Origin of the sequence: Enterobacter sp. RHBSTW-00593, assembly GCF_013784105.1 — a bacterium.
Lineage (GTDB): Bacteria > Pseudomonadota > Gammaproteobacteria > Enterobacterales > Enterobacteriaceae > Enterobacter > Enterobacter ludwigii.
The window spans coordinates 2,340,619-2,353,882 of record NZ_CP056393.1; the positions used below are offsets into that span (position 1 = coordinate 2,340,619).

At 55.7% G+C, this 13,264-nt stretch carries 10 protein-coding genes; 6 read left to right on the forward strand and 4 right to left on the reverse strand.

Features of this window, described 5'->3' with window-relative positions; all coding sequences use genetic code 11:
* Positions 1-179 precede the first annotated feature (179 nt).
* A complete protein-coding gene (locus HV242_RS11040) occupies positions 180-728 on the forward strand; it encodes a winged helix DNA-binding protein (RefSeq protein ID WP_014170092.1) in 549 nt (182 codons plus the stop codon).
* Here HV242_RS11040 and glgX read toward each other — a convergent pair whose 3' ends face one another.
* The 3 genes from glgX to treZ are packed head-to-tail and all read right to left on the reverse strand — an operon-like array spanning position 729 to position 7,073.
* Positions 729-2,804, reverse strand: a complete 2,076-nt coding sequence (gene glgX / locus HV242_RS11045) for a glycogen debranching protein GlgX (protein ID WP_032680984.1) — start codon at positions 2,802-2,804, stop codon at positions 729-731.
* A gap of 16 nt (positions 2,805-2,820) precedes the next feature.
* Positions 2,821-5,289 (reverse strand): malto-oligosyltrehalose synthase, encoded by a 2,469-nt coding sequence (treY, locus tag HV242_RS11050; protein ID WP_050736808.1) that lies wholly within the window; start codon positions 5,287-5,289, stop codon positions 2,821-2,823.
* The gene (gene treZ / locus HV242_RS11055) at positions 5,286-7,073 is read right to left on the reverse strand and encodes a malto-oligosyltrehalose trehalohydrolase (RefSeq protein WP_050736809.1); all 1,788 of its coding nucleotides are present in this window, start codon (positions 7,071-7,073) and stop codon (positions 5,286-5,288) included. Before treZ ends, treY begins: the two co-directional genes overlap by 4 nt.
* Positions 7,074-7,205: 132 nt before the next feature.
* Here treZ and HV242_RS11060 point away from each other — a divergent pair, with 132 nt between their 5' ends.
* From HV242_RS11060 to HV242_RS11075, 4 genes are all read left to right on the forward strand, one after another.
* Positions 7,206-7,733 (forward strand): GNAT family N-acetyltransferase, encoded by a 528-nt coding sequence (locus HV242_RS11060; protein ID WP_020884118.1) that lies wholly within the window; start codon positions 7,206-7,208, stop codon positions 7,731-7,733.
* A 178-nt stretch (positions 7,734-7,911) separates the two neighbouring features.
* Positions 7,912-8,655, forward strand: a complete 744-nt coding sequence (locus tag HV242_RS11065) for a 5'-nucleotidase, lipoprotein e(P4) family (protein WP_181012634.1) — start codon at positions 7,912-7,914, stop codon at positions 8,653-8,655.
* Between the two features lie 142 nt (positions 8,656-8,797).
* Positions 8,798-9,784 carry an MBL fold metallo-hydrolase gene (locus HV242_RS11070; RefSeq protein WP_014170098.1) on the forward strand — a complete coding sequence of 329 codons (987 nt, stop codon included), beginning with the start codon at positions 8,798-8,800 and terminating at the stop codon, positions 9,782-9,784.
* A 13-nt stretch (positions 9,785-9,797) separates the two neighbouring features.
* Positions 9,798-10,709, forward strand: coding sequence for a LysR family transcriptional regulator (locus tag HV242_RS11075; RefSeq protein WP_050736812.1), 912 nt, complete (start codon positions 9,798-9,800; stop codon positions 10,707-10,709).
* Here HV242_RS11075 and HV242_RS11080 read toward each other — a convergent pair.
* Positions 10,700-11,584 (reverse strand): LysR substrate-binding domain-containing protein, encoded by an 885-nt coding sequence (locus tag HV242_RS11080; protein ID WP_050736813.1) that lies wholly within the window; start codon positions 11,582-11,584, stop codon positions 10,700-10,702. The two genes, HV242_RS11075 and HV242_RS11080, sit on opposite strands and share 10 nt — an antisense overlap.
* A 115-nt stretch (positions 11,585-11,699) precedes the next feature.
* Here HV242_RS11080 and HV242_RS11085 point away from each other — a divergent pair, with 115 nt between their 5' ends.
* The gene (locus tag HV242_RS11085; RefSeq protein ID WP_040017527.1) at positions 11,700-13,190 is read left to right on the forward strand and encodes a UbiD family decarboxylase; all 1,491 of its coding nucleotides are present in this window, start codon (positions 11,700-11,702) and stop codon (positions 13,188-13,190) included.
* Positions 13,191-13,264: the final 74 nt, after the last annotated feature.

The following is a 13,264-nucleotide window of genomic DNA, read 5'->3' on the forward strand; positions in this document are numbered from 1 at the left end:
GGCGAAGCGGGATGCAGTGCGGCGCGCGATGTTGTGTTTTGCGTCAGGCTCCGCAGAACCTGCACTAAAAAGCTATATCTGAACCACAAAAACATGTAAACAATTTATCAATAAAATGTTCTTATTTTATCGATGAGTTTACATTTCCGGGCCAACGTCACCCCCCCGTAAGGAACGTTATGACTGCAAAGAAGAGTGCTGGATCATCAAATCACGACGATATAACCGATGGCCGTATCGTGTCCTCTCGCCATCTGGTATCGGAACGTTGCGCGGAATTATCAGAGCTGGAGTACGCGTTGATCATGACCAGCAACGCGTTTAACAAATGGATGGTGCGCTGCATGACCGCCGCCGGTGAGCCAGATATGGGCGCTTTTGATGTCTCGCTTCTGCATCACGTGAACCACCGCGACCGCAAGAAAAAGCTGGCCGACATCTGTTTTGTCCTGAACGTGGAAGATACCCATGTGGTGACGTATGCACTGAAGAAGCTGGTCAAGGCGGGCTACGTGACGAGTGAAAAAGCCGGAAAAGAGCTCTATTTCTCAACGACGGAGGAAGGGAAAGCGCTATGCATGAAATACCGCGACGTGCGGGAAGCGTGCCTGATCAATATCCATGCGGAGAGCGGGATTTCCGGAGCGTCTATAGGTGACACCGCGCAGCTGCTCCGGACCATATCTTCCCTGTATGACACCGCCGCGCGGGCGGCGGCATCACTGTAGTTAAGGGCGTCTGAAAAGCGAAATACTTCGTCCGGCCAGATGGTATTCCACGGCTTTGGTGATGACCGTCCCGGGGACAACGTCATCCGCCGTGGAGAGTTCCAGTACCCAGCCTCCTTCGCCAAACTGGGGGATCTGGAACGGCACGGTGCCTTCAAACGGGTTAAACAGCATCAGCACATCGTGCCAGAGGCCCGGCTCCTGTCTGAGGTCCGGTCTGCTGATGGATACGCCGAGGGTTGAACCTTCATCCCACTGCTCATCCTGCTGCGGGCCGCCGCCGGCGTTAAACCAGCGGATCTCAAGCCCGTCGCGCCAGCTTTCACGCCGCAGCAACGGCTGTTTCGCGCGAAGGGCAATCAGATGGCGGGTAAAGTCGCGCAGGGCGGTGTCGTTTTCCGATAATCCCTTCCAGTCGATCCAGGAGATCTCGCTGTCCTGGCAATACCCGTTATTGTTGCCCTTTTGCGTACGGCCAAACTCATCCCCGGCCAGCAGCATTGGCGTGCCATGAGAGAACAACAGCGTGGTGAGGAAATTACGCTTCTGCCGCTCCCGGGTAGCGATAATATCCGGATTCTCTGTCGGCCCTTCCTCTCCGTAGTTATACGACCGGTTATCGTTGTGCCCGTCGTTATTGTCTTCACCATTGTCGGCATTATGCTTTTCGTTGTAAGACACCAGGTCGTTCAACGTAAAGCCGTCGTGGGCGGTGATAAAGTTGATGCTGGCCCACGGACGGCGTCCGCGCAGGTCGTACAAGTCACCGGAACCGAGCAGGCGCGCGGCGAAGTCGTTAGACACGTTATCGCCCTTCCAGTACTCACGTACGGTATCGCGATATTTGTCGTTCCACTCCCCCCAGCCCGGCGGGAAGCCGCCGACCTGATAACCGCCAGGGCCGATATCCCAGGGCTCACCAATCAGCTTCAGACGGGATAACACCGGATCCTGCGTGACGGCATCGAAAAAGCCACCGCGCGGATCAAAGCCTTCGGGCTCACGGCCCAGAATTGTCCCGAGGTCGAAACGGAAACCGTCAATATGCATCGATTCGGCCCAGTAGCGCAGCGAATCCATCACCATCTGCAGCACTCTCGGGTGGGAGGTATTCACCGTATTCCCCGTGCCGGTGTCGTTAATGTAATACCGGTGTTGATCGGGTAAGGTGCGGTAATAGCTGAAGTTATCGATGCCCTTAAACGACAGCGTTGGGCCGAGCTCATTGCCTTCTGCCGTGTGGTTATAGACAACATCGAGGATCACCTCGATGCCTGCGTCATGATAGGCGCGCACCATATCGCGAAAACCCTGGATCCCCGCCGGACCGTAATAGCGTGACGCCGGTGCAAAGAAGCCGAGCGTGTTGTAGCCCCAGAAGTTTTTCAGCCCCCTGTCGAGCAGGTGTTGATCGTCCGGGAACCAGTGAACCGGAAGCAGTTCAACCGAGGTGATGCCAAGGCTTTTGATGTAATCGACCGAGGCTTTGTGTCCCATCCCTTCAAACGTACCGCGCAGTTCAGGCGGGATCGCCGGGTTAAGCTGGGTAAAGCCCTTCACGTGGCTCTCATACACAACGGTATTCGGCCACGGAATGGTTGGCCGGTTATCATCCTGCCAGTCAAAAGCATTGGGGTCGATGACCTTGCATTTTGGCGTGAACGGCGCGCTGTCGCGGGTATCAAAACTGAGGTCGAGATCGTCATGACCCAGCTCATAGCCGAAATGGGCGTCGTTCCAGTCGATATCGCCCACCAGTTCACGGGCATACGGATCGATAAGCAGTTTATTTGGGTTGAAGCGATGCCCGTTTTCCGGGTCATAGGGGCCGTAAACACGATAGCCGTACAGCGCGCCAGGCTTCAGATCCGGCACATAGCCGTGCCACACTTCATGGGTATATTCCGGCAGCTCCAGCCGGGCGATTTCGGTTTTTCCTGAAGGGTCAAACAGACAGAGCTCAACTCGCTCCGCATGTGCTGAAAACAGCGCAAAGTTGACCCCCTTCCCGTCATAATTTGCGCCTTGCTGCTGGCCATGACCGGCCCGAATTTCAAACGTATTATCCTTTGGCATTTTTTGTTCTCCACGATCATTCGCAGGTAAGCAGAACCATTAAGCATCCCGTTTCAGACGTTACATCCAGCGTCTCTTGCAGAACCCGGCTTTCACCGGTGAACAGATCCCGGTAGCGTTTTCCTGCCAGCGCATCGGGTATAGCAATAGTGGTATTGGCCCACAGTGCTTCATGGGTCGTCACGTCGAAGACCAGCCGCGGCACGGCAACAATCAGCGCCTCCTCGTCTTTCACGCGTGCATAAACAATCAGGTTCTCCGCCCGCTCGCCGCTCACCTTCAGCGGCAGCCAGTCACCGTAATGGAATAGCGCGGCATAATGCGGACGAAGCCGTAACAACGTTGCGGTGACATATTGCTTAACGCTTCCGTCTCGCCAGCATTCCGGGCGGGCAAATACCCCGGCATCCGCCGTGCTGAGGTGGTGCACCAGCGCGGGGAAATCCGGTTCCCGTCGGTTATCCGGGTCGACAAGGCTAAAGTTAAGCGCTTCGCAGCCCTGATAGATGTCCGGTACCCCGGGTGCGGTAAGTTTGATCACCGTCTGGCTGAGGCTGTTCATCAGCCCTGCACGGATAAAGGGCTGCATCGCCTCACTGAAATCCTTCAGGAACAGCGTGTTGTCCGGTGAAAGCAGATGCCGGGCATAGCTCAGCACCACGCTCTCATAGCTTTCGTTGCTGTCTATCCAGTCTGTGCGTTGTTTGGCTTCGCGCAGCGCTTTCTCCAGGAAGCCGAGGAAGCGCTCTTCGAGTGATTTCAGCCCGTCGACATCGTCAGGTGACAGCGTGGCGGGCCAGACGCCGGCCAGAGCCTGATAAATCATCCAGGTATCGGCAGCGTTCGGCGCAGTACCGTCGCTCAGAAAACGCACGTGGGTTTGATTCATCTGCCGCCAGCGGGCCAGATTTTCGCCCCACTGTTCCGGCGCTTCCGTCAGGGTATAGAGGCGTGCCCGGGCATCTTCACCACGCTTCGTGTCATGGGTGGATGTCCCGAGTAAGGCGTCAGGCTGGCGGGCAAGACGGATGCGCATTTCCTGATGAAAACGCGATAGCGAAAAGGCGCGCGGCGTCGGGTCTGCCCCCACTTCGTTAAGCGCCAGCTCCAGGTTATGGCGAAAGAACAGCGTATCTTCCACGGATTTCGCCATCAGTGGCCCGGTGAGCTGCTGGAAGCGGGTTCTGAAACGTGCCGCGTCGTCGTGGCAATTTTCAGGAAGATCGCCGGTAAGAATACATACGATCAGGCTCAGAGCCGCTTCAGAGGTGTTAACGCTTGCGACAACGCGATTGAGCAGCGCCACGTCAGAGGCGGTTAATCCTTCACGGGTGCCGTAGGTCCGATACACCGGAAACGCGATCAGCAGCTCGCGCAACGCATGGTGGATCTCGTCGGGTTGCAGTTCAACCGCATTGCGTCGGGCAAGATCGGTGGCGATAGTTAACAGGGTAGTGAATTCGCCCTCAAAATTGCGATCGGTCATCAGCCCTTTGGCATCCCGTAACGCTGCAAACCGATCAACGGTTTCCCCGAGCGTGTCGTCATGGATTTTCTCCAGGCGGTCAAGGCGGCTGTCGTCCACCAGAACTTCCGCCAGCGAGGCAATAAACTCGTACCCCGTGGTGCCGGAGACTGGCCATTCGACGGGCAGCTGTTCCCCCTTGGCGAGAATTTTTTCAACCGTGATGTAACACGCCGGTCCGGTTGCCTGGCGCAGACGCTGCAGATAGCCCAGCGGATCGGCCAGACCGTCGATATGGTCAATTCGCAGACCGTCAACGACGCCAGAATGAACCAGTTCAAGGATCAATCGGTGTGTATCCATAAATACCGACGCGTCTTCAACCCGCACGCCCACCAGGCCGGTGATTTCGAAGAAACGCCGCCACGAGAGCTGTTTCGGGGCTTCACGCCAGGACATCAGCCTCCAGTTCTGGGCCTCGTGCAGCGCCGCAATGCTTTTACCCTCCACAAAGGTACCCGGGTTAAGAGGATAGGCGGTGTCGTAGTAGACCAGCGCGGCTTTGTCCGTGACAGGGTCACGTTTTACAGTGATGGCACCCTTCTCAAGCTCCGCCTCAAAGGTGTCGCCCAGAAACGGCAGCGTAAGCGGCCGTGACCAGTCAATATCGAAATAGCGTGCGTAGCGGCTCTGTTTGCCATGCTCAATCACGTCTCGCCACCAGTGATTCTCCAGCGAGGTCGACATGTGGTTAGGCACAATATCCAGTATCAAGCCCATTCCCGCCTGCCTGAGCGCGGCCGCCATACGGTCGAATCCTTCTCGTCCGCCAATGGCGGGGTCGATTTCATTCGGGTCGGTCACGTCATAGCCGTGGGTAGAGCCGGTCGTGGCGGTAAACACAGGTGAGGCGTAAAGATGGCTGATGCCGAGATCTTTCATATACGGCACCAGTTCCACGACACGGTCAAACGTCATGCCGTTACGGAACTGAATACGGTAGGTCGCGGAAGGGATCATAACGATGCTTCTCCATCAGCAAAGCGAACAACAATACTGTTCGGCGGTAACACCTCGTTCACCTCCGGCCAGCTAAAGAGCGTTTCTCCTGCCAGTGCAGGCACATCAACAGCCTTATTGCCGGTATTGAACGCCAGAGACAACGTTCCGGTCGGGAATCGCCAGCTCACTGCAATCATGCCGGGTGCCGTTCTGATGACTTTGCTCTCCACCGTGACGCCCTTTCGCAGTAACGGAACGATATGACGATGGCGCAACGTCAGCAGCGTTCGCGTGAAGCGAAGCCACGTTTTACCGTCATCGGTGGCGACCTTATTCCAGTCAATTTTAGAGCGAACAAAGGTCTGCACGTCATTCGGGTCGGGGACGGACGCACCGTGCCCGGCATGGCCGGTAAACTCTTTTGCGCGCCCTTCTCGCACGGCTTTGGCAAGCTCACCGTGAAAATCGGTAAAGAACAAAAACGGATTGGTTTCACCAAACTCTTCCCCCATAAACAGCAGCGGAATATGGGGCGAAAGCAGCAGTGCAGCAAGCAACACCCGTGTTTTATCGGCCCCCGCAAGGGCGATCAGTCTCTCTCCCTGAGCGCGGTTGCCGGTTTGATCGTGGTTTTGAATAAAATCGACAAAAAACTGTGGCGGCTGCGTGTGACATTCCACGCCGCGCGATTTGCCGGTCTGGAGAGAAACCTCGCCCTGATAGACAAAACCTTCCGTCAGCGCACGGGCGAGTTTTTTCTCCGGTTCAAAGGCAAAATCCTGGTAGTACGCATGCGTTTCGCCTGTGGCAAAGACATGCGCGGCATTGTGAAAGTCATCGTTCCACTCCGCGGTAAAAAGCGGTGTCGCACCGTGTGCGTCACGCGGATGCAGGAAGATAACGTTACGGCTGTCTTCGGTGGTGAGATGGATCTGCCGCCCGGGGATAGCCTCGCGAATGCGTTCGGCAATCTCCTGCAGGATGTGTTTATCCGACGCGTCTTCAATCTGGTCGATGGCGTCAAACCGTAATCCATCAAGATGGTATTCCGTCAGCCAGAACAGCGGGGCTTCGGTAATGTATTGCCTGACCGGCTCAGTCTCGTAAGCAATCCCGTTGCCCCAGGGCGTCATCCGTTCCGCGTCGAAAAACGCGGGTGACAGCACAGGCAGATAATTGCCTTCCGGGCCGAAGTGGTTAAGCACAATATCCAGCACGACAGAAAGCCCAAGCCCATGGGCAGCATCGATAAAGGCGTGGAAGTCTTCTGGCGTGCCATAGGCAGAGTGCGGTGCATACAGCAATACCCCGTCATATCCCCAGCCGCGCGATCCACCAAACTGTGAGACGGGCATGACTTCAATCTGGGTAATGCCAAGTTCAGCCAGGTAAGGCAGTTTTTCAATGGCGGCCCGGAAGGTGCCCTCCGGGGTAAAGGTGCCGATGTGCAGTTCGTAAATGACCGTGTCTTCCCACGGACGCCCTGCCCACTCCCGGTTGCCGGGCGGATACCGTCTGGCATCGATAACAACCGAGGGATCGTTAACATCCCCAGCCTGGGCGCGCGACGCCGGATCGGGTACGGCCATGCCGTCCTGCAAAACATACTGATATTCTGTGCCGTGCGTGACGCCGGGGACGTCAATCTGGAACCAGCCGCTGCCGACCGCCGTCATTGGCAAGTCGTTTTCTGCCAGACGTAGCGTAAGTTCTTTCTGTCCTTCTGCCCAGACGCGAAAACGTACAACGTCATTGGATATAAACTCAGCACCCCAGTGTTTTTGAAATGTCCTGAATTCCATTCATTGTCCTCGAATGACCCACATTTTACGCGGAATGAAGTACAAGCTTAGTTCAGGATCAAAAGAGTGTTACGCCAGCGGTTTTAATGGCTTCATCTATTATTTATAAAAATATTCGCCACAAGGAATACCATGCAGATTCGAAAAGGATTAAATACCGACCTCGCACGTCTTGAATGCTGTGACTTTTCATTCACCGTCAGTCACGTTGCGCGGGAGCCTTTTATACATTGTGATTTGCATATCGACGCTGTCGCCGTGCCTTATCGTAAAACGTATGAGCTCGATATGCAGACCCTTGAAAATCATTGCGTTAATCCGGATGCCATATTTCTTGTGGCCGAAACAGATGAGGGAGAAATTGCCGGTTTTATCACCGCGTCAATGAGCTGGAATAAATTTATCGCCGTTGACTATATTGCCGTTGAGCGCACGAAACGCAGAGCTGGCGCGGCGCAAAAATTGATGGCGGCCGCACACGTGTGGGCGCGTAGCGTCAACGCGGCTGGATTAAGGCTTGAAACCCAGAATGTGAATGTTTCTGCCTGCCTGTTCTACCGTCATTATGGCTTTACGTTAGGCGGATACGATCGTTTCCTCTACAACGCATTACCGGAAAAAGACGAAATCGCCCTGTTCTGGTATTACATGCTGATCTGACTCTGGCTCTAACGGATATTGGCGGACGAAAGCGATTTGTCTGAAAATTACCCACCCGGCGCGCAAGGGAATGTGCGTCAGAATATGACTCGCCTGCCTCCCTTCATTTTTCTGTCACTTAATTTCAATACGCTTACATGATTTTGACAATGACGTTAAGGAAAGAAGAGTGAATTCAATGGCTAAGGCATTACTGCTGGCATTACCTGTTATAAGCGCGACCGCCACGGCAGCCGACCACGAAATCTGTGAGCCGAAAGCGTATGAGATGGCGCTGCGCTACCAACAGAAATCGGCAGAAATCATGGCACTTCAGCTGCAGACCTATCGTTTCGCCACCGAGCGTTTTAACGAAAAAATAAAAGGGCTGACTGCGCCTGAGAACTATGCCGTTGTGATGGATCTTGATGAAACGGTGCTGGATAACACTCCGTTACTGGCGCGTGATGCCGAACAGTGCCACGACTACACGAAATGGGACACCTGGAGTGACTGGGAAAAACAGGGAAAACCGGGATTAATTCCTGGTGCGAAGGCGTTTCTTGATCGCGTGAATCAAAGTAAGGTCCGTATTTATTATGTATCTGACCGCATGCAGGAAAACAAAGCAGATACGCTCAATACATTAAAATCCCTTGGCTTACCGCAGGTTTCAGAGGATAGCGTTCTGCTCGATACGGTCAGTAAAGAAGCCCGCCGCCAGAGCATCCTGAAGAAACAGCAGATAATCATGCTCTTCGGTGACAGCCTGCCTGATTTCGCCGCGCAATTTAAAAACAAAAAGCCGAGCGAAGCGCAGCGTGAACTCGTTGAGGCCAGCGCCGATCGCTTTGGCAGTGACTGGATTGTGCTGCCCAATGCCGCGTATGGCTCGTGGTCAAAAGCCACGCTTGAAGGCTGGAAAGCCCCGCTGAAGCAATAACGTCTGGCTTGCCGGGTGACACATTGCTGCCACCCGACATTTGATCCGACCTATTCATCCCGTTTATAGGTCCTATCATTATCATGCGGGTTCATATAATTTTACGGAGAAGTAAGATGAGCTCTTTCTGAAGGAGACCCTTATGCTGACCGTAAAAAAACTTGCCCTGACAACGCTGATTTCCAGTTCGTTATTGTTCTACCCTGCGCTTCAGGCTTCGGCAGAAACGCCCCAGCACGTGGTTAAACAGCCTGCCGGGGGGTACAGTGTGCAGGTTGGCGATATTATGGTGACCTCGTTTACCGACGGTACCGTGGCGCAAGACCTGCACAAATTACTTCGTCGGACGACCCCGCAGAAAACCGATGCGTTGCTCACACAAAATTTCCAGACCAACCCGGTAGAGGCGTCCATTAATGCGTTTCTGATTGCGCTACCCGGCCACAAGATTCTGGTGGATACCGGCTCAGGCCAGCTTTTTGGCCCCGGTAACGGCGGGCGACTGATTGAGAGTCTGGCAACGCAGGGGATCGCGCCGCAGGACATTACCGAGATTTTACTGACCCATGCACACTCCGACCATGCCGGTGGCCTGGTTAAAGATGGCAAGGCGGTGTTTACCAATGCGCGCGTTTTTGTCGGCAAACCTGACATCGACTTTTTCTTTAACAACGATAATCAGAAAAAAACCGGCTACGACCAGAACTACTTCGATGTCGCGCAAAAAACCTTAAAACCGTATCGTGATGCCGGCAAGGTAGTTCCTTTTTCCGGAACCTCGCAGCTTCTACCCGGGATAACCGGCACGGTTCACCCGGGCCATACGCCTGGATCAGCCTTCTATACGCTGGAAAGTAAAGGCGAGAAAATCACCTTTGTCGGCGATATTATCCACGTCGCGGCGGTACAGTTCCCGCAGCCCGCCGTGACCATCGCCTACGACCAGGATCAGGACGGTGCGGCACGTGTCCGCCAGGATGCTTTTGCTGATTTTGTGAAAAACAGAGACCTTGTCGCAGCCCCCCACCTGCCGTTCCCGGGTATCGGTTACGTCACGAAAGGCGAGCACGGCGGTTACGCCTGGGTGCCCGTCACCTATACCAATCGTGACAGCCACAGCGCAAAGTAAAACGGATAACACGATGACGCCCGTTGCTGAGATGGATATCGACCTGATCCTGACGCTGGATGCATTGCTCCAGGATCAGAACATCACCCATGCGGCCGCGCGGCTCGGCATCAGCCAGCCCGCGATGTCCGCCCGTCTGGCGCGCCTGCGTTCGCTCTTTGGCGAACCGTTGTTTATCCCTTCCCCACATGGACGTGGGGTGTTGCCCACGCCCAGAGCGGAGGCGCTGCGACCGCAGGTCAAGACCGTATTGCGGGGCATTAACGCGATGTTTGCCCCCACCACCTTTGATGCGCAAACCAGCCAGCGGACATTTGTGATTGCCCTGCATGAAAATCCGGCCCTGATGCTGGGTGCGGAACTGCTTAATCAGTTCCGGGCCCATGCCCCGGGGATCCGCTTGCGGTTCGCGCTGCCAGAAATGGCAACCCTGCCACAGCAGCTGGAAAAGGGTGATGTGGATGTCTATATCGGTGTGAGCGCCGGCGCGCACGACGGCTGGGTCAGACGCAAACTTTTCGATGACCAGTTTGCAACAGCCCAGCGAAAAGGCCACCCCCGCGGTGTTGGGCCACTGGATCTGGAGCACTATTGCGCACTCTCTCATCTGGTGGTCTCTTCAGAGGGTGACCCGTTTACCGGCTTTGTGGATCAAACCCTGGGCGGACTGGGGTATCAGCGCAACGTGGTGATGTCCACGCAGAGCTACGCCATGGCACCTCCACTTGTCGCCAGCACGGACCTGCTCTGCACCTTACCGGAACGTATGCTGCAACGCTTTGCCTCGACGCTGGATATCTTTCCCCCGCCGCTGCCGCTGCAGCCGATTACCATCAGCATGTACTGGCACCCGAAAAACAGTCAGGATCCGGCAAGCCTCTGGCTGCGCGAGCAACTGCTGCTGGCCGCGGGACGTCAGATGTGATCGAGAGTGTGCAGGAATTTCTTTAACACCTCTGAGCGAATGATCCGGTGGCACACCAGCTTCAGCTCGCTTTCCCTGAGCCTGTCAATGATGTCGACGTACACGACATTCTCCACGCTGACCGCCCTGGCCGAGGCCGGCAGTAGCGCCATGCCAAACCCCGCAGAGACCAGGCTGATGACGGTAGGTACGTCGGTGGCGTTTTGTACCACCTCAGGCTGGAAACCTGCACCGTAACAAACGTCATAGAAGTACTGTTCGAGGCCCATTCCCTCCGGGTCGCGCAGGGAGATCCATTTTTCATCTTTCACCGAGGCGAGCGTAACCGCGGACGATTTCGCCAGAGGATGCTGTGAAGAGAGCGCCAGCATCGTTTTCTCGGATGTAAACGGGCGGCTTTGCAGGTCGTCAGGCAGAGACGGCAGCGGTGCCCGGATGATGGCCACATCCAGCTGGTTGCTTTGCACGGCGGTATAGAGCGTCTGCACATTCCCCGTCATTAGCGACATGGTGATGGCAGGCCACCGACTGTGCATCTGGCGCAGCGCGGCAGGCAGCCTGGTGTCAAACATGGCGCTCGATACGCACCCGAGATTCAACACCCCTTGCTCCCCCCTCGCCGTTTGCCTGGCGTCCAGTACCGCCTGTTCCGTCAGGGCGATGGCCAGCCTGGCTTTCTCCAGGAAAGCTTCACCGGCCGGCGTCAGGGTTAAACGGCGGTTCGCCCGGCTGAAGAGCGTAACGCCTAACCGTTCCTCTAACGTTTTAATCTGCTGACTCAGCGCGGGTTGTGCCATGTTCAGGCGCTCCGCAGCCCGGTGCATGTGAAGCTCTTCCGCAACGACAATGAAATTACGCATCTGACGAAATTGCATAACGCTTACCCGGATTTTTTGATAATAAATTTCTTATCAAAATAGCAGTAATGATGCAATTGATGCTATGGGCTATTGCCATAAAAATGGAGGCATGCAAACACGGGAGGAAAAAATGGAAAGCCCAGTCAACGATCTCAGAAGTGCCATCGCGTTACTGCAACGCCACGAAGGACAATATATTGAAACGGATCATCCGGTGGATCCCAACGCGGAGCTGGCGGGTGTTTATCGACACATTGGTGCGGGCGGCACGGTGAAACGCCCTACCCGAACGGGCCCGGCCATGATGTTCAATAACGTTAAAGGTTATCCGGATTCGCGTATCCTGGTGGGCATGCACGCCAGCCGGGAAAGAGCGGCACTCCTTCTGGGATGTGAACCCTCGACGCTCGCGCAGCACGTCGGTCAGGCCGTGAAAAACCCGATCGCGCCGGTTGTTGTCCCGGCATCGCAGGCCCCTTGCCAGGAGCAGGTATTCTACGCTGACGATCCTGATTTTGATCTGCGTAAACTGCTTCCGGCCCCGACAAATACGCCGATTGATGCTGGCCCATTCTTCTGTCTGGGGCTGGTACTGGCAAGCGATCCGGAAGACAGTTCGCTGACTGACGTCACGATTCACCGTCTCTGCGTTCAGGAGCGCGATGAGCTTTCCATGTTCCTGGCCGCGGGGCGCCACATTGAGGTCTTTCGTAAAAAGGCTGAAGCAGCCGGAAAACCGCTGCCGGTGACGATCAACATGGGGCTCGACCCGGCGATTTATATCGGCGCCTGCTTTGAAGCGCCCACGACGCCATTTGGTTATAACGAACTGGGCGTTGCCGGGGCGCTGCGTCAGAAACCGGTCGAACTGGTGCAGGGCGTGGCGGTAAAAGAGAAAGCGATCGCGCGGGCTGAAATCATTATCGAAGGCGAACTGCTGCCAGGCGTGCGCGTTAGAGAAGACCAGCACACCAACAGTGGCCATGCAATGCCGGAATTTCCGGGCTACTGCGGCGAGGCAAACCCTTCTTTGCCCGTCATCAAAGTGAAAGCCGTCACCCTGCGTCACCAGGCAATCCTGCAAACGCTGGTGGGGCCAGGTGAAGAGCACACCACGCTCGCAGGCCTGCCAACGGAGGCCAGCATCCGCAATGCCGTTGAAGAGGCCATTCCGGGCTTCCTGCAAAATGTCTATGCGCATACCGCGGGCGGCGGTAAGTTCCTCGGCATTCTGCAGGTGAAAAAACGCCAGCCATCCGATGAAGGACGTCAGGGACAGGCGGCGCTTATCGCACTCGCGACCTATTCCGAGCTGAAAAACATCATTCTTGTCGACGAAGACGTGGATATTTTCGACAGCGACGACATCCTGTGGGCGATGACCACCCGCATGCAGGGAGATGTCAGCATCACCACTATTCCAGGGATCCGCGGCCACCAGCTCGATCCGTCGCAGTCGCCGGATTACAGCACGTCGATTCGCGGAAACGGCATTTCCTGTAAGACCATCTTCGACTGCACGGTACCGTGGGCGCTGAAGGACCGCTTCGAACGCGCGCCGTTTATGGAGGTTGACCCACGTCCGTGGGCACCAGATTTGTTTGACGCAAAACACGACTAGCACTTCCGCGATACAGAAGAGCGTATGGCTTTCGGGTCATACGCTCTTCTGTTTTTCATCGCAGGCAAAAAGGG

Excerpts from the sequence above, each read along its gene's own strand:
- HV242_RS11075 (WP_050736812.1), top strand. The coding sequence starts at position 9,798 with ATGACGCCCGTTGCTGAGATGGATATCGACCTGATCCTGACGCTGGAT.
- treZ (WP_050736809.1), bottom strand. The coding sequence starts at position 7,073 with ATGGAATTCAGGACATTTCAAAAACACTGGGGTGCTGAGTTTATATCC.
- HV242_RS11065 (WP_181012634.1), top strand. The coding sequence starts at position 7,912 with ATGGCTAAGGCATTACTGCTGGCATTACCTGTTATAAGCGCGACCGCC.
- treY (WP_050736808.1), bottom strand. The coding sequence starts at position 5,289 with ATGATCCCTTCCGCGACCTACCGTATTCAGTTCCGTAACGGCATGACG.
- glgX (WP_032680984.1), bottom strand. The coding sequence starts at position 2,804 with ATGCCAAAGGATAATACGTTTGAAATTCGGGCCGGTCATGGCCAGCAG.
- HV242_RS11070 (WP_014170098.1), top strand. The coding sequence starts at position 8,798 with ATGCTGACCGTAAAAAAACTTGCCCTGACAACGCTGATTTCCAGTTCG.
- HV242_RS11085 (WP_040017527.1), top strand. The coding sequence starts at position 11,700 with ATGGAAAGCCCAGTCAACGATCTCAGAAGTGCCATCGCGTTACTGCAA.
- HV242_RS11060 (WP_020884118.1), top strand. The coding sequence starts at position 7,206 with ATGCAGATTCGAAAAGGATTAAATACCGACCTCGCACGTCTTGAATGC.
- HV242_RS11080 (WP_050736813.1), bottom strand. The coding sequence starts at position 11,584 with ATGCAATTTCGTCAGATGCGTAATTTCATTGTCGTTGCGGAAGAGCTT.
- HV242_RS11040 (WP_014170092.1), top strand. The coding sequence starts at position 180 with ATGACTGCAAAGAAGAGTGCTGGATCATCAAATCACGACGATATAACC.